At 71.3% G+C, this 19,377-nt stretch carries 13 protein-coding genes; 5 read left to right on the top strand and 8 right to left on the bottom strand.

Annotated elements, in window-relative coordinates; all coding sequences use genetic code 11:
* The first annotated feature begins 21 nt into the window (after positions 1–21).
* The gene (locus tag ACFYTE_RS37325) at positions 22–3,639 is read left to right on the top strand and encodes a hydantoinase B/oxoprolinase family protein (RefSeq protein ID WP_388720449.1); all 3,618 of its coding nucleotides are present in this window, start codon (positions 22–24) and stop codon (positions 3,637–3,639) included.
* Positions 3,620–4,225: an ATP/GTP-binding protein gene (locus tag ACFYTE_RS37330; protein WP_388720452.1), complete on the top strand. Its 606-nt coding sequence runs from the start codon at positions 3,620–3,622 to the stop codon at positions 4,223–4,225. The genes ACFYTE_RS37325 and ACFYTE_RS37330 overlap by 20 nt, the downstream gene beginning before the upstream one ends.
* A 119-nt stretch (positions 4,226–4,344) precedes the next feature.
* Here the strand turns inward: ACFYTE_RS37330 and glpK are convergent, their stop codons facing one another.
* From glpK to ACFYTE_RS37355, 5 genes are all read right to left on the bottom strand, one after another.
* Positions 4,345–5,865 carry a glycerol kinase GlpK gene (gene glpK / locus ACFYTE_RS37335; protein ID WP_388720454.1) on the bottom strand — a complete coding sequence of 507 codons (1,521 nt, stop codon included), beginning with the start codon at positions 5,863–5,865 and terminating at the stop codon, positions 4,345–4,347.
* 21 nt (positions 5,866–5,886) lie between these two features.
* Positions 5,887–6,624 carry an MIP/aquaporin family protein gene (locus ACFYTE_RS37340; protein ID WP_388720457.1) on the bottom strand — a complete coding sequence of 246 codons (738 nt, stop codon included), beginning with the start codon at positions 6,622–6,624 and terminating at the stop codon, positions 5,887–5,889.
* A gap of 342 nt (positions 6,625–6,966) precedes the next feature.
* Entirely contained in the window at positions 6,967–8,616 is a 1,650-nt protein-coding gene (locus tag ACFYTE_RS37345; protein WP_388720460.1) for an EAL domain-containing protein, read from the bottom strand.
* Positions 8,617–8,747: 131 nt separating this feature from the next.
* Positions 8,748–9,938, bottom strand: coding sequence for a lipid-transfer protein (locus tag ACFYTE_RS37350; RefSeq protein WP_388720462.1), 1,191 nt, complete (start codon positions 9,936–9,938; stop codon positions 8,748–8,750).
* On the bottom strand, positions 9,935–10,381 hold the full coding sequence (locus ACFYTE_RS37355) for a Zn-ribbon domain-containing OB-fold protein (RefSeq protein ID WP_388720465.1): 447 nt from the start codon (positions 10,379–10,381) through the stop codon (positions 9,935–9,937). Before ACFYTE_RS37355 ends, ACFYTE_RS37350 begins: the two co-directional genes overlap by 4 nt.
* Before the next feature lie 146 nt (positions 10,382–10,527).
* Between ACFYTE_RS37355 and ACFYTE_RS37360 the strand changes: the two genes are divergently transcribed.
* Positions 10,528–11,064 (top strand): NUDIX domain-containing protein, encoded by a 537-nt coding sequence (locus tag ACFYTE_RS37360; RefSeq protein ID WP_388720468.1) that lies wholly within the window; start codon positions 10,528–10,530, stop codon positions 11,062–11,064.
* Between the two features lie 9 nt (positions 11,065–11,073).
* Here ACFYTE_RS37360 and ACFYTE_RS37365 read toward each other — a convergent pair whose 3' ends face one another.
* A complete protein-coding gene (locus ACFYTE_RS37365; protein WP_388720471.1) occupies positions 11,074–13,434 on the bottom strand; it encodes a glycoside hydrolase family 31 protein in 2,361 nt (786 codons plus the stop codon).
* A 213-nt stretch (positions 13,435–13,647) separates the two neighbouring features.
* Between ACFYTE_RS37365 and ACFYTE_RS37370 the strand changes: the two genes are divergently transcribed.
* Positions 13,648–15,615 carry an acetoacetate--CoA ligase gene (locus tag ACFYTE_RS37370; RefSeq protein WP_388720474.1) on the top strand — a complete coding sequence of 656 codons (1,968 nt, stop codon included), beginning with the start codon at positions 13,648–13,650 and terminating at the stop codon, positions 15,613–15,615.
* Positions 15,616–15,801: 186 nt separating this feature from the next.
* Positions 15,802–16,695 (top strand): hypothetical protein, encoded by an 894-nt coding sequence (locus ACFYTE_RS37375; RefSeq protein WP_388720477.1) that lies wholly within the window; start codon positions 15,802–15,804, stop codon positions 16,693–16,695.
* 72 nt (positions 16,696–16,767) lie between these two features.
* On the opposite strand, the gene ptsP is transcribed toward ACFYTE_RS37375, so the two are convergent.
* Both ptsP and ACFYTE_RS37385 read right to left on the bottom strand, forming a co-directional pair.
* Entirely contained in the window at positions 16,768–18,438 is a 1,671-nt protein-coding gene (gene ptsP / locus ACFYTE_RS37380) for a phosphoenolpyruvate--protein phosphotransferase (RefSeq protein WP_388720480.1), read from the bottom strand.
* A gap of 79 nt (positions 18,439–18,517) precedes the next feature.
* On the bottom strand, positions 18,518–18,967 hold the full coding sequence (locus ACFYTE_RS37385) for a PTS glucose transporter subunit IIA (RefSeq protein ID WP_388720483.1): 450 nt from the start codon (positions 18,965–18,967) through the stop codon (positions 18,518–18,520).
* Positions 18,968–19,377 lie beyond the last annotated feature (410 nt).

Genomic DNA, 19,377 nt, shown 5'->3' on the forward strand with positions numbered 1-19,377 from the left:
GCGCGGAAGCGGAGAAGTGACGTGACAGGCTGGCAGTTCTGGGTCGATCGGGGCGGTACCTTCACCGACATCGTCGCGCGGCGCCCGGACGGCCGCCTGCTCACGCACAAACTGCTGTCCGACAACCCCGCGCGCTACGCCGACGCGGCCGTCGCCGGCGTACGCGCACTCCTCGACGGCTCCCCGGAACCCATCGAGACCGTCCGCATGGGCACGACCGTCGCCACCAACGCCCTGCTGGAACGCAAGGGCGAGCGCACCCTGCTGGTCATCACCCGCGGATTGCGTGACGCCCTGCGCATCGCCTACCAGAACCGCCCCCACATCTTCGCCCGGCGTATCGACCTGCCCCAGCTGCTGTACGAACGCGTCATCGAGGTCGACGAGCGGACCGCGGCCGACGGCACCGTGCTCAGCGCACCCGACCTGGACGCCCTGCGGGGGCCGCTCCAGGAGGCGTACGACGACGGGATCCGCGCCGTCGCCGTCGTCTGCATGCACAGTCATCTGCACCCCGCCCACGAGGAGGCGATCGGCGAACTGGCCGCCCGCACCGGCTTCCCGCAGATCTCGTTGTCCAGCGAGGTCAGCCCCCTGATGAAGCTCGTCCCACGCGGCGACACCGCGGTCGTCGACGCCTACCTGTCGCCCGTGCTGCGCCGCTACGTCCAGCACGTCGCAGGCGAACTCCAGGGTGTACGGCTGATGTTCATGCAGTCGAACGGCGGGCTCGCCGAAGCCGGGCAGTTCCGCGGCAAGGACGCCATCCTGTCCGGGCCCGCCGGCGGAATCGTCGGCATGGCCCGTATGTCGCAGCTCGCCGGCTTCGACCGGGTCATCGGCTTCGACATGGGCGGCACCTCCACCGACGTCTCGCACTTCGCGGGCGAGTACGAACGCGTTTTCACCACGCAGATCGCCGGTGTCCGGCTGCGCGCGCCCATGCTGGACATCCACACCGTCGCCGCCGGCGGCGGCTCGGTCCTGCACTTCGACGGCTCCCGCTACCGGGTCGGTCCCGACTCGGCGGGTGCGGACCCGGGACCCGCCTGCTACCGCGGCGGCGGCCCGCTCGCCGTCACCGACGCCAACGTCATGCTGGGCCGTATCCAACCCGCGCACTTTCCCGCAGTGTTCGGCCCCGAGGGCGACCAGCCCCTGGACGACGCGCTCGTCCGGGACCGGTTCACCGCCCTCGCGCGCGAGATCCGCGAGCGGACCGGAGACGACCGCACCCCCGAGCAGGTCGCCGAGGGCTTCCTGCGGATCGCCGTCGCCAACATCGCCAATGCCGTGAAGCGGATCTCCGTCCAGAAGGGGCACGACGTCACCCGCTACGCGCTCACCACCTTCGGCGGGGCGGGCGGGCAGCACGCCTGCATGGTCGCCGCCTCGCTCGGCATCCGCACCGTCCTCGTGCCCCCCATGGCCGGTGTCCTGTCCGCGCTCGGCATCGGCCTCGCCGACACCACCGCGATGCGTGAGCAGTCCGTCGAAGCACCGCTGGAGGCAGCCTCCATGCCGGGCGTCCGCAAGACCGCCGACGACCTGGAGACCGCGGCCCGCGCGGAACTCCTGGCCGAGGACGTCCCGGAGGACCGCATCGAGGTCACCCGCCGCGCCCAGCTCCGCTACGACGGCACGGACACCGTCCTCACCGTCGAGCTGACCGGGCCCGACACCATGAGGCACGCCTTCGAAGAACGTCATCGCGCCACGTACTCCTTCACCCTCGACCGTCCCGTCGTGGTCGAAGCCCTCTCCGTCGAAGCCACCGGCATCACCCCACCCCCGGATCTGTCCGCCCTCGCCACCTACGAGGGCCGCGCCGCCGCGCCCGAGACCGTCCGCCTCCACACCGGCGGCGCCTGGCGCGACGTACCCCTCCACCGCCGTGAGGCGCTGCCCCCCGGACGGATCGTCACCGGCCCCGCGATCATCACGGAGGCCAGCGCGACGACCGTCGTCGACGACGGCTGGAAGGCCGCGACGACCGACGACGGGCATCTGGTCTTGGAACGCGCGGCGATTACACAGAGTTCCGATCTCGACACGAAAGTCGACCCGGTTCTGCTGGAGGTCTTCAACAATCTGTTCATGTCCATCGCCGAACAGATGGGCGCCCGGCTGGAGTCCACCGCCCAGTCCGTGAACATCAAGGAACGCCTCGACTTCTCCTGCGCCCTGTTCGACCCGGACGGAAACCTGGTGGCCAACGCCCCGCACATCCCCGTCCACCTCGGCTCGATGGGCACCAGCGTCAAAGAGGTCATCCGCCGCCGCGGCGACTCGATGCGGCCCGGCGACACCTACGCCGTCAACGACCCCTACCACGGCGGAACCCACCTGCCGGACGTCACCGTCATCACGCCCGTGTTCGGCACGGACGGTGACCGGATCCTCTTCTACGTCGCCTCCCGCGGCCACCACGCAGAGATCGGCGGCATCGCGCCCGGCTCGATGCCCGCCGACAGCCGCACCATCGAGGAGGAAGGCGTCCTCTTCGACAACTGGCTGCTCGCCGAGGACGGCCGCTTCCGCGAGGAGGAGACGCTGCGCCTGCTCACCGAGGCGCCGTATCCCACGCGCAACGCCGCAACCAACCTCGCCGATCTGCGCGCGCAGATCGCCGCCAACCAGAAGGGCGTCGACGAGGTCGGCCGCATGATCGAGGACTTCGGGCTCGATGTCGTCCAGGCCTACATGCGGCACGTCCAGGACAACGCCGAGGAAGCCGTCCGCCGTGTCATCGACGCGCTGGACGACGGGGAGTACGCCTACGAGACCGACTCCGGCGCCGTCATCAGGGTACGCGTGCGCGTGGACCGCGCCGGCCGCGCCGCGACCATCGACTTCACGGGAACGTCCGCACAGCTCGCCACCAACTTCAACGCGCCGTTCTCGGTCGTCAACGCCGCCGTCCTGTACGTCTTCCGCACCCTCGTCGCCGACGACATCCCGCTCAACGACGGCTGTCTGCGCCCCCTGGAGATCATCGTGCCGGACGGCTCGATGCTCGCGCCCGAGTCGCCCGCCGCCGTGGTCGCGGGCAACGTCGAGACCTCCCAGTCCATCACCGGCGCCCTCTACGCGGCCCTCGGCGTCCAGGCCGAGGGCGCCGGGACCATGAACAACGTCACCTTCGGCAACGAGCGGCACCAGTACTACGAGACCGTCGCCTCAGGGTCCGGCGCCGGTGACGGCTTCCCCGGCGCGAGCGTCGTGCAGACCCACATGACCAACTCGCGGCTCACCGATCCCGAAGTCCTCGAATGGCGACTGCCCGTGCAACTCGACGAGTTCGCGATCCGGCGGGGCAGCGGCGGGGCCGGACAGTGGTCCGGCGGGGACGGCGCGGTGCGCCGCATCCGGTTCCACGAGGCCATGACCGTCTCCACACTGTCCCAGCACCGCAGGGTTCCGCCCTACGGCATGGCGGGCGGCTCTCCGGGCGCGCTCGGCGCCAACCGCGTGGAGCGGGCCGACGGCTCGGTCACCGAACTCGGCGGAAGCGATTCGGCCGACGTCGGTCCCGGCGACGTACTCGTCATCGAAACCCCCGGTGGCGGCGGCTACGGCCGGCCGGCACCCCACCCCCATCAAGCAGGAGAAGAGACCGATGATCTTCGGGCGTTCTGAGCGCGACAAGCCTCCGGTCGAGCCCGTCACGCTCAAGATCCTGGTGGCCGGCGGTTTCGGCGTGGGCAAGACGACCCTCGTCGGCGCGGTCAGCGAGATCAGGCCACTGCGCACGGAGGAACTGCTCACCGAGGCCGGACGCCCGGTGGACGACACCAGCGGCGTGGAGGGCAAGCACACCACCACCGTGGCCATGGACTTCGGCCGGATCACGCTCCGCGAGGACCTGGTCCTCTACCTGTTCGGCACCCCCGGGCAGGAGCGGTTCTGGTTCATGTGGGACGAACTGTCCGAGGGCGCGCTCGGCGCAGTCGTCCTCGCCGACACCCGCCGCCTGGAGGACTGCTTCGCCGCCGTCGACTACTTCGAACGGCGTTCCCTACCCTTCGTCATCGGCGTCAACTGCTTCGAGGGAGCGTCGCGTTACCCGGCGGACGACGTCCGTCAGGCCCTCGACCTGGACGACGACGTACCGCTCGTGCTGTGCGACGCCCGTGACCGCCGGTCGGCCAAGGAGGTGCTCATCGGAGTCGTCCAGCACGCGATGGCGTACGGGGCCGGGCGTCGGCAGTCCGTCACCACCTGAGCGGACCGGCGCACGGCCCACACCCCCGCCGACCGGGGCGGAGGCCGTAGGCCCCTGTGCGGCCGTCCACGCGCGCGTGCGCGCCTTCCGGGGCACGCGCGCGTGGGAAGCCGTCCCCGCTACTCGGCCGCGTCCTCCAACCAGCCGAAGCTCTTCTCCACGGCCTTGCGCCAGTTCCGGTACTCGCGGTCACGCACCGAAGCCGCCATCGCCGGCGTCCATTCCGCGTCCTTGCGCCAGTGCGACGTGAGTTCGTCGAGGTCGTTCCACACTCCGGTCGCCAGGCCCGCCGCGTAGGCCGCGCCGAGGCAGGTCGTTTCGGAGACCCTGGGCCGGATCACCGGCACGCCCAGCACATCGGCCTGGTGCTGCATGAGCAGATTGTTCCTGGTCATGCCGCCGTCCACCTTCAAAGTGCTGATCCGCACGCCGGAGTCCTGGAACATGGCGTCCACGACCTCGCGCGTCTGCCAGCTCGTCGCCTCCAGTACCGCACGCGCCAGATGGGCCTTGGTGACGTACCCGGTCAGACCGGTGACGACCCCGCGCGCGTCGGAGCGCCAGTAGGGGGCGAACAGGCCCGAGAAGGCGGGCACGATGTACGCGCCGCCGTTGTCCTCGACACTCGCCGCCAGCGGCTCGATCTCGTCGGCGCTGCGGATGATCCCGAGCTGGTCGCGGAACCACTGCACCAGCGCGCCCGTTATCGCTATGGACCCCTCCAGGCAGTACACCGGCGCCTCACCGCCGATCTTGTAGCCCATCGTCGTCAGCAGCCCGCTCTTGGACGGCACGGGCCGGCTGCCGGTGTTGAGGAGCAGGAAGCTGCCGGTTCCGTAGGTGTTCTTCGCGGTGCCGACGTCGTAGCATGCCTGCCCGAACACGGCTGCCTGCTGGTCGCCCAGCGCCGACGCGACGGGGACGCCGGCGAGTTGGCCGACGGCGGTCCCGTAGACCTCCGCGGACGACCTGATCTCCGGGAGGACCGCCTCGGGCACGTTCATCGCGGCGAGGATGGCCGGGTCCCACTGCAGGGTGTGCAGGTTCATCAGCATGGTGCGGCCCGCGTTCGTCACGTCGGTGACGTGCCGTCCGCCGTCGGTGCCGCCCGTCAGGTTCCAGATCAGCCAGGAGTCGATGGTGCCGAAGGCGATCTCGCCGCGCTCCGCGCGGCCTCTGAGCCCCGGCACGTTGTCGAGCAGCCAGGCGATCTTGGGACCGGAGAAGTAGCTCGCCAGCGGCAGCCCCGTCTGCTCGCGGAAACGGTCCTGTCCGTCCGAGCCGCCCAGTTCGTTGCACAGGGCCGCCGTCCTCGTGTCCTGCCAGACGATCGCGTTGTGCACGGGCTTGCCGGTGGCCCGGTCCCACAGGACCGTCGTCTCGCGCTGGTTGGTGATGCCGAGGGCGCTGAGCTGGTCGGCGCGCAGCCCCGCCTTGGCGAGGGCGCCGGCGACGACGGCCTGCACCTTGGACCAGATCTCGGTGGCGTCGTGCTCCACCCAGCCCGGCTTGGGGAAGATCTGGCGGTGCTCGCGCTGGTCGACGGCGACGATCGCGCCGCCGTGGTCGAAGATGATGCAGCGGCTTGAGGTGGTGCCCTGGTCGATGGCGGCGACGTACGTCTCGGCGGTGTCCGTCATGGCTGTCCCTTGGTCGCTGGGTCAGAAGGCTGCGTTGTAGATGAGGCCCGCGAGCGCCCCGCCGATCAGCGGGCCGACGACCGGGACCCAGGCGTACCCCCAGTCGGACGTGCCCTTGTTCGGGATCGGCAGGAGGACGTGCACGATGCGCGGGCCGAGATCGCGCGCCGGGTTGATGGCGTACCCGGTGGGCCCGCCGAGGGAGAGCCCGATACCGACCACGAGCAGCGAGACGATCAGTACGGTGGTGCCGGACTCGCCGAGCCCCTTGGTCAGGCCGAAGGCCAGGACCGGCAGGACGAGCGCGATCGTCGCGATGATCTCCGTGATCAGGTTGGCCACCGGATTGCGGATCTCCGGAATGGTGGAGAAGATCCCGAGTGTCGCGGTCGGCTCGTCCGCCGAGTCGTCCTTGCGCACGTTGGCCTGGAACTGGGCGAGGTAGACGAGGTACGCGAGGACGGCGCCGAGCATCGCGCCGACCATCTGGCCCAGCAGGTACACCCAGGCCTTGTCCCATGTGCCGGTGTCGACGGCGATGCCGATGGTGACCGCGGGATTGAGCTGCCCGCCCGACAGGGGAGCCGCGGTGTACGCGCCGGCCAGCACCCCGAATCCCCAGCCGAACGCGATCACGATCCACCCCGAGGCCCGCGCCTTGGAGTGTCTGAGGGTGACGGCGGCGCAGACACCGGCACCGAAAAGGACCAGGATCGCGGTGCCGATGATCTCGCCGACGAATATGTCTGCATTGCTCATGGCGGCTCCTTGGCGCTGGCTCCCGGGGGATCTGCCCCGGCTCTCCGTGCGGGAACGGTTCCCATGGCGGCCTCCGCCGATGGCAGGGAGAGTCCCGCGCCCCGCCCGGCGGCCGTGACGAGCGTGCCGTCGCAGCCGAATCGCCCAAGGGGGAGCGGGTGGTGGCCTCAGGACGTGCCCGCACGGCGCAGTGCCTGATGACGCCGATAATGTGCGGCGATGTCGACCGACACCGGGAAGTGTTCACCGCCGCCCGGGGAGCGTCAAGGTCGCCGACGGCAACGGTGACACCCACGCGCGTGTGCCCCGCGCCCGCTCAACAGGGCTTGCGTCGGCGGCCGTTCAGTTTCGTGGTTCGACCGCCGCATAGCCCGCCTGGGCGGGCGGCGCGCCCCAGCCGTGCCGGATCTCGTACCCCGGAAGCCCCGCGCGCGCCAGCACCCAGCTCGCGCCGCTCAGTTCCTTCGCGGCCTTCTTCAACGGGGCCAGACAGGCCGCGGCCTGCCGGTGGTCGGCCACGCTGCCCGGGGCGCACACGACGGTCGCCAGGGACAGCGTGACGGGACTGCCGCCCGCCGACCACGGGCCGCTCAGCACGGCCGCGGCCAGCGGACCGAGGCCCTCCTCGTCGGCGAGCACCAGGAAGTCGTCGCCGCCGATGTGACCCACGCGCGTGTGCCCCGCTGTGGCCTGTTGCAGGGTCCGCGCCACGGACCGGATCAGCTCGTCGCCGGCCGCGAAGCCGGCCCCGTCGTTGACCTGCTTGAAGTGATCGATGTCCAGCCAGCTCAGGGTGAAGCCACGCCCACCGGCGATCCGCCGGTCCACCTCTGCGGTGATCGCGTCCGAACCCGGCAGCCGCGTCAGGGGATTGAGCCCGGCCGCCTCCTCGACCCGCGTCTCGGCCAGCGCCCGCACCAGGTCGGCGAGCCGGACGACGCCCACGCAGCGCCCGCGGTGGTCCACGACCGCCACGTCGTCCGAGGTGCGGTCCCGGGCGCCCACCGCGACGACGTCCAGGACCTCCCAGGCGGTGGCGTCGACGCCGACCGTGCGCGGCGGGTCGCCCAGCTTGAACGCGGGCCGGTCGGCGTACAGGGCGTGCCCGTAGCGGCCCGACATCGACAACAGGAACCGCGAGCGGTGCACCGAGCGCACCGGGGCGCCGGACTGGTCCACCAGCAGCACTCCCGACACGTCGGGCGACCCGGTGAGCAGCGCTCGGACCTGGCCCGCCGAGGCGGTCACGGGCAACAGCGCGGCGGGGCGCACGAACTCCCGCACCGTCGGCCCCGAGCGCGGCACGGGCGGGGGGCCCGGGAATCGGGGCGGAACGTATACGTCCATGGCGGGAATCCGGGTCGGTGGTGCGAACAGTTCGCCCTGCGCCAGTTGCGCACCGGCCGACAGCGCCTCCGCGTGCTGCCGTTCGGTCTCCACGCCCTCGACCGCCAGCAGGGCGCCCAGATGCTCGCACAGCGTCCGCATGGCCCGCACCGCGGCCGGCCTGCTGAGCAGCGAGGCATCGAGCTTGACCAGGTCGGGGGCGATGTCGGTGAGCAGCCTGAGCGGTACGTCGCCCTCGCCGATGCCGTCGGCACTGATCCGGAACCCCTGGCCGCGCAGCGCCGACAGGGCGTCGAGGAGTGCCCGCTGCGGCACGTGCGTGTACGGCGGGACGATGTCGAGGGTCACCTCCCACGGCAGGCGTCCCGCCCCGCGCACGGCGTCGTGCAGGGGCGTGAGGCCGCCGAGGTCGGCGAGCGTCGCGGCGAACACGTTGATGTGCAGGGGCACCAGCCGCTCCTGGCGAGCCGCCGCCCGGAAGGCCAACACGGCCAGCCTGCCGTCGAGTTCGGGGTTCCGACGGGCTTCGGCCAGGATGTCTCCCGTCTCCGGGCGGGCGAGCGTCTCCAGCGCGGCGACCCCGCCGGTGGCCAGGTTGACCACCGGCTGGAAGGCGAAGCGGAGAGTATCCGTCCAGGGGCGCACGGGAGCATGATGACGCCGTCGGCGCGCGCCTAGGCGCAGTTCATCAGACGTTCACGCAGCATTCCGGGTCGATCACACTGCGTAGGGAGGTCTTGCGACTCGCCGGTCCCATGTGTCACCTCCGTCGCCGGTCAGCGCAGTGCGATCACCGACGAGCCGTGCCCGAACAGCCCCTGGTTGGCGGTGATCCCCACGCGTGCTCCGGTGATCTGCCGCTCGCCCGCGGCTCCTCTCAACTGCCAGGTCAGCTCGCAGACCTGGGCGATCGCCTGGGCGGGCACCGCCTCCCCGAAGGAGGCGAGTCCGCCGCTCGCGTTCACGGGTATGCGCCCGCCCGGGGCGGTCGCGCCCTCCCGGAGCAGCTTGGCCGCCTCGCCCTCGCCGCACAGCCCCAGATCCTCGTACCACTGCAACTCCAGGGCGGTGGAAAGGTCGTACACCTCCGCCAGGGACAGCTCCTCGGGGCCGATGCCCGCCTCCTCGTAGGCGGCGCGGGCGATCGACTCCCGGAACGTCCGCTCCGGTGGCTCGACCGCCGCCGCCGAGTCCGTGGCGATGTCCGGCAGGTCCAGCACGGTGCTGGGATAGGACGGCGTCACCGTGGACACCGCCCGGATCCGCACCGGTCTCGGCACCCCGTGCCGGTGCGCGAACTCCAGGCTGGACAGCACCAGTGCCGCGCCGCCGTCCGAGGTCGCGCAGATGTCGAGCAGCCGCAGCGGGTCGGCGACCACCGCGGAGCCGGCGACCTCCTCGGCCGTGACGCGCCTGCGGTAGCGCGCGTACGGATTCAGCGCGCCGCAGGCGGCGTTCTTCACCTTCACAAGGGCGAAGTCCTCCAGCGTGTCGCCGTGCACCGCCATCCGCCGTCGCGCGTACAGCCCGAAGTACGCCGGGTTGGTCGCCCCCAGCAGGCGGAAACGCAGCCAGTCGGGGTCGTCGGGCCGCTCGCCGCCTGCGGGCCGGAAGAAGCCCTTGGGCGCCGCATCCGCGCCCACCACCAGCACCGCGTCCACGAGCCCGGCGAGGATCTGCGCCCGCGCCGTGGCGATGGCCTGCGCACCGGACGCGCATGCCGCGTACACACTGGTGACCCTGGCCCCCTGCCAGCCCAGGGCCTTCGCGAACGTCGCTCCCGCGACCTGCCCCGGATAGCCGCCACGCACCGTGTTCGCACCGACGACCGATGGGATCGCACGCCACTCCAGTCCGGCGTCCGCGAGCGCGGCGCGGGCCGCCACCGCGCCGTACTCGACGAACCCGCGCTCCCACTTGCCCCAGGGGTGCAGGCCCACGCCGAGCACCGCCACGTCCGCTGTCATGCCCGCACCCCCGTCGGCCGCCAGTTCCAGGTCGTCCAGGTGGTTTCGGTGTCCTCGTGCAGCACCCCCGGGACGACCTCCACCTCCATGCCCACCGCCAGGTCCGCGACGGTGATGCCGGGAGCCGCCTGTCCCAGCACCACGATCCGCTCGGACTTCAGCTCCACCGCGATCAACGCGTACGGCTCCCACGGAAGTTCCGGATTGCTCACATAGGGTGACGGAGGCCGATAGCGACTGTCCGTGTACGACCAGATGCGACCGCGTCGCGACAACGGTGTTTCCACCAGGGTGCCGCCGGGGCAGTCGGGGTTGCGGCAGTGGGCGTCCTCGCGGGGGAAGAAGACCGCGGCGCAGTCCGAACAGCGCGTGCCCAGGAGCCGGAACGCGTCTCCCTCGCCTGCGAACCAGCCGGAGACCGCCGGTGTGCGTGTACGCGACAAAGCCCCTCCAGAGCTCGGATCTGACGGTACGTCAGGAGTGTGGCACGGGCGCGGGCAAATGGGCAGGCCGCGCCGCGGAACCGGACGGCTCCACGTGGAGGCGGCTTCCGGAAGACGTCCTTCCTATGATCGGATACAGTCCGCGCGTGTCCGAATTTCAGCACTCAACCGCCAACTCCGAGCGGGGCTCGCACTGTTCGAGGTGCGGAGCGCCCTACGGAGAGGGAGTCTCCGGCTGGCCCCGCACCTGCGCGGCCTGCGGGGCCGTCGCCTACCGCAACCCGCTTCCGGTGGCGATCGCACTCCAGCCCGTGTACGACACGAAGGGCACCGCCCTCGTCGTCATCACCCGGACCGTCGCACCCGCGCGCGGAGGCATCGCGCTCCCGGGCGGCTACCTCGACGACCGGGAGGACTGGCGGCAGGCCGTCGTCCGCGAACTCAAGGAGGAGACGGGCATCGACGCGGCCGCCCGCGACGTACGGCTCATGGACGCGATGAGCTCGCCCGACGGGCACCTCCTGCTGTTCGGGCTCCTCCCGGAACGCCCCGCCGACGCGCTCCCGCCGTCCCGGGCGACGGACGAGACGGAAGGCCGGCACCTGCTGCGCAGGCCCGAGGAACTCGCCTTCCCCCTGCACACCCTGGCCGTCCGGGCCTGGTTCGAGGGCCGGTACATATGAGTCCGGGGCTCACCCGAGCCCCCGTATGCGCACCGGGTGGGACGGCTCCCGCACGCCGTCCTCCCCGTCCCGCATGACCACCACCCGACGCCCCTGCCAGCGGGTGACGTAGCGTTCGATCTCCGGTTCGTCCCAGCCGTCGCCCGCATCCGGCACCACCAGCCCGCCGCCTGTCCTGCCGCGGGCCGGCGCCCACACCTCCAGCTCAAGACCGCCGTCCGCGCCCCGCACGGGCACGACGGCACCCGCGCGTGCGAACACCGGAATCCGCGACAACGGGGCCTCGACGAGCACCTGCGCGGGTCCCTCGTACGCCCGCTCGGTGACCGTGTCGTACCAGCGCCCGCGCGGCAACTGCACGGCACGCCGGTCGGCGCCCGGGTCCAGCACCGGCGCCACCAGCAGACAGTCGCCCAGCAAGAACGCGTCCTCACAGTCGCGCAGCGCCCGGTCCTCGGGCGCACCCCACCACACAGGACGCACATAGGGCGCGCCCGTGCGCCGGGCCAGATGCGCGAGCGTCACGAAGTACGGCAGCAGACGCCGGCGCTCCACCAGCGCCACGCGCGCGTGCTCCAGCACCTCGGCACCGAACTCCCACGGCTCCCTGCGCCCCGCCCGCAGACCCGCATGGGTGCGGAACAGCGGCAGATACGCGCCGAGCTGGAACCAGCGCAGAAACAGCTCGGGCGACGGGGTCCCGTCAAAACCGCCCACGTCCGGCCCCGAGTACGGCACCCCGCACAGCCCGAGGCCCAGCACCAGGGACAGGGACGCCCGCAGCCCCGGCCAGCCGGTGGCCACGTCCCCGGACCACGCGCCCCCGTAGCGCTGCATTCCGGCCCAGCCGGAACGCGAGAAGAGGAACGGCCGCTCCTGCGGGCTCAGCTCGCGCAGCCCCTCATGGGCCGCGCCGGCCATGCACAGTGCGTACACGTTGTGCGCCTGCCGGTGGTCGCCGTCGCGGCCCTCCAGGCAGTGCCGGGCCGAGCGCGGCAGTGTCGACTCCCCGAAGGCGTTGAACGACGTGGGCTCGTTCATGTCGTGCCAGAAGCCCGCGAAGCCCTGCGCCAGACGCTCCTCGTACAGCCCGCCCCACCACTTGCGCACGCGCGCGTGCGTGAAATCCGGATAGACCGATTCGCCGGGCCATGACACGCCCCGCACCACCTGTCCCGACGGGTCCCGGACAAAGGCGTCCACGGCCGCCCCGCCGTCGTACACGGCGTTGCCCGCAGCGGCCTTCACCCCCGGGTCGACGATGGACACCAGCCGCACCCCCTCGCGCCGCAGTTCCTCGGCGAGCGCCGGCAGCTTCGGGAAGCGCTCGTGGTCGACCGTGAACACCTGGTGCTCGTCGTAGTGGTCGATGTCCAGGTGAACGGCGTCCAGCGGCAGCCCACGCTCCCGATAGCCCGCGACGACCCGCCGCACCTCCTGATCGCTGCCGAATCCCCAGCGCGCGTGATGGTGCCCGAGCGCCCAGGCCGGCGGCAGCGCGGGTGCACCCGTCAGCGAGGCCCACGCGTGCAGCACGCGCGCGGGGGTGCCCACCACCACCCAGCACCGCAGCGGGCCGCCGTCCATCCGCAGCTCGCACCTCCCGGCCCGGTCGTGGCCGGAGCCGGCGCCTTCCTCGCCCTCCCGCAGCGTCACCGTCCCGTCCCACGAACTGTCGTGGAAGACCAGATGCGTCGACGCGTCGGCGACCACCAACTGCACCGGCATGGTGATGTACAGCGGATCGTCGCCGGGGGAGAAGGCACGGCCCGGATCGGTGTTCCACAGCCGGTACGTACCATCGCGCAGCCGGGGTCCGGACGCGCGTCCGCCCAGACCGAAGAACCGCGCGTCGGCGGCCACCTCCGAACGCTGCATCCAGCGTGCCGGGCCCCCGCCGACCGGCTCCCACCACCGCGGCGGCAGATCCCGGCGCAGCATGACGCCTCCGGGCGTGCACACCTCGATCGCCCCATGCCGGGAGACCACCACCGTCACCCGCTCCGCCACGACCCGCCAGCCGCCGTCCGTGTCCGGCTCCAGCACCGCCCGGGGATCCGGCTCGGGACAGCGCCCCACGAGCGCGTACGACGGCTCGGGACCCGCCCCGTCCCAGCCCCAGAAGACGGCCCCGTTCACGGCGACGGTGATCCGCAACTCGGACCGAGTGAACCGGATGACACCGCCCCCGGGCCCGGGCTCCGCACCCCGCACCGGACCCGGCACCCGCGCACGCTCCGCGCCCCGCGGCGGCAACCCGACCGCGTCGGCACGCCTCCTGCGCCACGCCGCCCGCACGGTACGCAACCCCTGAGCCGCACTCACCGAACCGACCACTCTCACCGAACGCACCAGGTCACGACCGTCCATGCTGCTCACCCTGCCATTGAGCGCCTCACCCATGCGTGTCGTTCAACTGCCGTTCACCAGTGCTGGGACCACACCTCTACGACACGGACTATGTGGGGCGCACCCTGGTGCAGAAGTCGATCACATGGCATCGTCCGTGTCAGCCCTGTCACGCGCACCATGAATACCGTGCGCGAGCGACGCACACGACGCGTACAGCCCGGGAGCCGCCCCATGTCGACCGCGAACCCCCTGCCGCTCTGGCAGCCAGAGCCGGAACGGATCGCCCAGGCACGCATCACCGCGTTCCAGTCCTGGGCTGCCGAACGGCACGGCGCCCCGGCCGAGGGCGGCTACCCCGCACTGCACCGCTGGTCCGTGGACCAGCTGGACACCTTCTGGAAAGCCGTCACGGAGTGGTTCGACGTACGCTTCTCGACTCCCTACGCGCGCGTGCTCGGTGACCGCTCGATGCCCGGGGCACAGTGGTTCCCCGGGGCGACCCTGAACTACGCCGAGCACGCCCTGCGCGCCGCCACGGCCCGCGCGGACGAACCCGCGCTCCTGCACGTGGACGAGACCCATGAGCCACGCCCGGTCACCTGGACCGAGCTGCGCCGGCAGGTCGGCTCCCTCGCCGCCGAGCTGCGCGCCCTCGGCGTGCGCCCGGGTGACCGCGTCAGCGGCTACCTCCCGAACATCCCGCAGGCCGTCGTCGCACTCCTCGCCACGGCCGCCGTCGGCGCCGTGTGGACCTCCTGCGCCCCCGACTTCGGCGCACGCAGTGTCCTCGACCGCTTCCAGCAGGTCGAACCGGTCGTCCTGTTCACCGTCGACGGCTACTGCTACGGCGGCAAGGAGCACGACCGCCGCGACGCCGTCGCCGAACTGCGCCGCGAACTGCCCACGCTGCGCGCCGTCGTCCACATCCCGCTCCTCGGCACCGAGGCACCCGACGGCGCCCTTGACTGGTCGGCGCTGACTTCGGCCGACGTGGAACCCGTCTTCGAACAGGTCCCCTTCGACCACCCTCTGTGGGTGCTGTACTCCTCCGGTACGACCGGCCTGCCCAAGGCCATCGTCCAGTCCCAGGGCGGCATTCTCGTCGAGCACCTCAAACAGCTCGGCCTGCACTGCGACCTGGGTCCCGAGGACCGCTTCTTCTGGTACACCTCGACCGGCTGGATGATGTGGAACTTCCTCGTCTCCGGCCTGCTCACCGGCACCACGATCGTGCTGTACGACGGCAGCCCCGGATACCCGGACACCGGCGCCCAGTGGCGGATCGCCGAACGCACCGGCGCGACCCTCTACGGCACGTCCGCCGCATACGTCATGGCCTGCCGCAAAGCCGGCGTGCACCCCTCGCGCGACTTCGACCTCTCCCGGGTGCGGTGCGTCGCGACCACCGGATCACCGCTGCCCCCCGACGGGTTCCGCTGGCTGCACGACGAGGTCCGCGACGACCTGTGGATCGCCTCCGTCAGCGGCGGCACCGACGTGTGCTCCTGTTTCGCCGGAGCCGTGCCGACGCTGCCGGTCTACATCGGCGAACTCCAGGCCCCGGGCCTCGGCACCGACCTGCAGTCCTGGGACCCGAGCGGCAAGCCCCTCATCGACGAGGTGGGCGAACTGGTGGTCACCAACCCCATGCCGTCGATGCCGATCCACTTCTGGAACGACCCCGACGGCAGCCGCTACCACGACAGCTACTTCGACACCTACCCCGGAGTCTGGCGCCACGGCGACTGGATCACCGTGACCTCGCGCGGCACCGTCGTCATCCACGGCCGCTCCGACTCCACGCTGAACCGCCAGGGCGTCCGCATGGGCTCCGCCGACATCTACGAGGTCGTCGAACGCCTCCCCGACATCAAGGAATCCCTGGTCATCGGCATCGAGCAGCCCGACGGGGGCTACTGGATGCCCCTGTTCGTGCACCTGGCCCCGGGCGCGGTCCTGGACGAGGACCTCCGCAACCGCGTCAAGCGGGCCATCCGCGAGCAGCTCTCGCCGCGCCACGTCCCCGACGAGATCATCGAAGTCCCCGGCGTGCCACACACACTCACCGGAAAGCGCATCGAGGTCCCGGTCAAGCGCCTCCTGCAGGGCACGCCCCTGGAAAGGGCCGTCAACCCAGGCTCCATCGACAACCTCGATCTGCTGAAGTTTTACGAGGCCCTGGCACGCGATCGCGATTGACCGATCGGCAGAAAACCAGACAAAACAGCAGGCGTCCACCCCTGCCCTGATCGGACCCGGCCCGAGCCCGGCCCCCAGACCGCGTCCCGACGCCCGCAGAGCGCACTCGCGACATCGACCGCGGCTCGTTGTCAGTGCAGCCGATTACTGTGAGTGAGCATTGATCGACTGCACACAGGGGGAAACATGGCGCACACCGACCACCAGACCATGCGACGCGTCCTGCGCCGCGAGATCGCCGGCACCCTCGGCCTGCTGACCGACGAGCGGGACTTCCGGGCCATGCGGCGCTACCGCACCTTCGCCTTCGACGACCACACCGCCTATCTGCAACAGGTGGAGGCGCTCCTCAGGATCCGCGCCGCCCACGGCAACCTCACCACGGTCGCCCTGTTCGACCCCGAGGAATACGCCCGGTTCTGCGCGGACACCGGCCTCGAACCGGACGCCCCCGCGAGCCGCGCACGCTTCACAGCGGAACTCGCCGCCACGGGCGCCACCGTCCCCTACGAGGGCCAGGACCTCGCCGACCTCGTGCCCTCACTCGTCGACGCCGCGGTCCGGCAGGCCACCTGGGAGTACGCCAGCATCGTCCTGGCCCGCCTCGGCCCCTGCGCCATCTGCGGAGAAGACATCGGACGCGCCGCCTTCACCCGCGCCTCGGCCCTCCTCGTCCGCATCCTCGACACGGCCCCGCCCGGCGACCGCCACCTGGTCTGCAGCGTCTCTCGAACGGCGGAAACCCTCGTGTCCGTCCTCCACGCGAACCAGGACACGGCAGGCGCCACACAACTGGACGAGACAGAGGCCCTCGAATTCACCACCGTCCTGGCCCTGGGCATCGCCACACCCAACCCCGGCGGGCTCGTCATGCGCACCAGCGCCCCCGGCAGGGCCGACCGCGTCTACGGCTGGCGGATCCGGCACAACGGCCTCGAACCCCTCACCGCTGGCGAAGTCTTCGACGCCTACTGCACCGACGTGGAATCGGGCGACCTGATCTCCCCCGAATCGGGAGTCGACTACTGCGCGCCTCCCGACATCGAAGACGACGACAACACAACGGGCCACCACCACTGAACGCACCAGGGGCGCCCCGCCTGCGAGCGGAGCGCCCCTGGACAACCGCCGACGATCAGCCGGAGGGACGCGCTACTCCCCGGACAGCACCGCCTGGGCCGCGGCGCGCGCCTCCTCGGCGCTGTCCGTCGCCCGGGCCGCGGACGCGGCCCGTTCGCACTGGGCCAGCGTGTACTTCGCCAGCGTCGCGCGGACATAGGGAATGGACGCCGCACCCATGGAGAGCGAGGTGACCCCCAGACCCGTCAGCACACAGGCCAAGAGCGGGTCCGACGCGGCCTCACCGCACACCCCGCAGCTCTTGCCCTCGGCCTTGGCCGCCTCCGCGGACAGCGCGACCAGGTCGAGCAGCGCGGGCTGCCACGGATCCTGCAACCGGGACACCGCCCCCACCTGACGGTCCGCGGCGAACGTGTACTGCGCGAGGTCGTTGGTCCCCAGCGACAGGAACTCGACCTCCTGAAGGATCGACCGCGCCCGCAGCGCGGCCGAGGGGATCTCCACCATGGCGCCGAACTTCGCCTGCAGCCCGGCCTCCCGGCACGCGTCCGCGAACGCCCTGGCGTCGGCACGGTCGGCCACCATCGGAGCCATCACTTCGAGATGGACCGGCAGCCCCTCGGCGGCCCCGGCCAGCGCGGTCAGCTGCGTCCGCAGGATCTCGGGGTGATCGAGCAGTGTCCGCAGGCCTCGCACGCCCAGCGCCGGGTTCGGCTCGTCGGACGGCGTGAGGAAGTCCAGCGGCTTGTCCGCGCCCGCGTCGAGCACCCGTACGACCACCCGGCCCTCCGGGAAGGCCTCCAGCACCTGCCGGTAGGCGGCGGCCTGCTTCTCCTCGGAGGGCGCGGTCTTGCTGTCGTCGAGGAAGAGGAACTCGGTACGGAAGAGACCGACGCCCTCCGCACCCGCCTCCACGGCCGCCTCTACGTCCGCCGGACCCCCGACGTTCGCGAGCAGGGGGACCTTGTGCCCGTCGGACGTGGCACCCGGCCCGGTCGAGGCGGCCAGCGCGGCCCTGCGCGCCGCGGCCGCGGCCGCCAGCTGCGCCTGCTTCTCCTCACTCGGATTCACGAAGATATCGCCGGTGCTTCCGTCGACCGCGATCAGCGTGCCCTCGGCAAGCTCGACGGCGCCCGGCAGCGCGACGACGGCCGGGACCCCCAGCGCCCGCGCGAGGATCGCGCTGTGACTGGTCGGCCCGCCCTCCTCGGTGACGAAACCGAGTACGAGGGCCGGGTCAAGCAGCGCCGTGTCGGCCGGCGCAAGATCACGGGCGACCAGCACATACGGCTCGTCGCTGTCCGGGACACCCGGCATGGGCACCCCGAGCAGCCGGGCGACGATACGATTCCGCACATCGTCGAGGTCGGCCACCCGACCCGCGAGGTACTCACCGGCACCGGCCAGCAGCTCACGGTATGCGGCGAAGGCGTCATAAACGGCGCGCTCGGCCGTGCTGCCGACGGTGATCCGGCGCTCCACATCCGTCATCAGCTCGGGGTCCTGAGCCATCATGGCCTGCGCTTCAAGCACCGCCTGGGCCTCGCCCCCCGCCAGATTGCCGCGCGCTATCAAGTCGGCTGCCACAGCATCCACGGCCTGACGGGCGCGCCCCTGTTCGCGTTCCGCCTCCCGCGCGGGAATCTGCTTGGCCGGTGGCTCCAGCACCGCCGTTCCCATGTGCCGAACCTCGCCGATCGCCACACCGTGGCTCACACCGACGCCTCGCAGCGTTGTCTCCATCTCACCTGTCTCCGATAGTGCGGCGGGCTCTCGCCGCCGCGGTGGTTGTCCAACTCGCCGTCACGCGCCGGCGCCGGCGTCACTTCCAGTCGAAGAGACTGTCGCCGGCCTTCACATCGCCGTCCTCACGCAGGTCGGCGAGCGAGTCGGCCGTGGCCTCCAGCGCCACGACCGGACAGACCGGAGACTTCCCGGCCGACTCGACGGCGGCGGGGTTCCAGCGCACGACGGCCTGCCCGCGCGTCACGGTGTCGCCCTTGCTGACGAGCAGCTCGAAGCCCTCCCCGTTGAGCTGCACGGTGTCGATACCCAGGTGCGTCAGCACGCCGTGCCCCTGCTCGTCGACGACGACGAAGGCGTGCGGGTGCAGCGAGACGATGACACCGTCCACGGGAGCGACGGCCTCGCAGGGCTCGCGCACGGGGTCGACCGCGGTGCCCGGTCCGACCATGGCCCCGGAGAAGACCGGATCGGGCACGGACGCAAGACCGATGGCGCGTCCTGCCAGAGGGGACAACACGGTGGTCATGGGAAGCCTCCAGGGGTGGAGATCACTGATGGGCCGTCACTGCCGGTCCGGGACGGTGCACTGAGCAGCAGCGTATGTCATGGGAAGTGCGGGTTCCGCACGAAAGTTACCGGGCTAGTGGTCTAGACCGTCAACGGAATGGATTTGCGCGCGCTTCAGGGCCCCCTGTACAGTCGTACCCCTGCTTGAGGCCGAGGACGCCGTCGGCGCCCTCACTCGGCAGAACCCATACTCGTCAGATCCTGTCCCGGGGTCTCCTTCTGCATGCCCGCAGGAGGGTGGTCAAGGAGACGGAAAAACACTGATAGAGTCTGGAACACCGAAGGGAAGCGCCCGGAGGAAAGCCCGAGAGGGTGAGTACGAAGGAAGCGTCCGTTCCTTGAGAACTCAACAGCGTGCCAAAAGTCAAC

The organism is Streptomyces sp. NPDC004629 (genome assembly GCF_042873595.1).
In the GTDB taxonomy this organism is placed as follows: domain Bacteria; phylum Actinomycetota; class Actinomycetes; order Streptomycetales; family Streptomycetaceae; genus Streptomyces.

Bases quoted from the DNA above. Each gene is read 5' to 3' on its own strand.
- ACFYTE_RS37350 (WP_388720462.1), bottom strand. From the start codon at position 9,938: ATGACAGCGGACGTGGCGGTGCTCGGCGTGGGCCTGCACCCCTGGGGC.
- ACFYTE_RS37365 (WP_388720471.1), bottom strand. From the start codon at position 13,434: ATGGACGGTCGTGACCTGGTGCGTTCGGTGAGAGTGGTCGGTTCGGTG.
- ACFYTE_RS37340 (WP_388720457.1), bottom strand. From the start codon at position 6,624: ATGAGCAATGCAGACATATTCGTCGGCGAGATCATCGGCACCGCGATC.
- ACFYTE_RS37330 (WP_388720452.1), top strand. From the start codon at position 3,620: ATGATCTTCGGGCGTTCTGAGCGCGACAAGCCTCCGGTCGAGCCCGTC.
- ACFYTE_RS37385 (WP_388720483.1), bottom strand. From the start codon at position 18,967: ATGACCACCGTGTTGTCCCCTCTGGCAGGACGCGCCATCGGTCTTGCG.
- glpK (WP_388720454.1), bottom strand. From the start codon at position 5,865: ATGACGGACACCGCCGAGACGTACGTCGCCGCCATCGACCAGGGCACC.
- ACFYTE_RS37375 (WP_388720477.1), top strand. From the start codon at position 15,802: ATGGCGCACACCGACCACCAGACCATGCGACGCGTCCTGCGCCGCGAG.
- ptsP (WP_388720480.1), bottom strand. From the start codon at position 18,438: ATGGAGACAACGCTGCGAGGCGTCGGTGTGAGCCACGGTGTGGCGATC.
- ACFYTE_RS37370 (WP_388720474.1), top strand. From the start codon at position 13,648: ATGTCGACCGCGAACCCCCTGCCGCTCTGGCAGCCAGAGCCGGAACGG.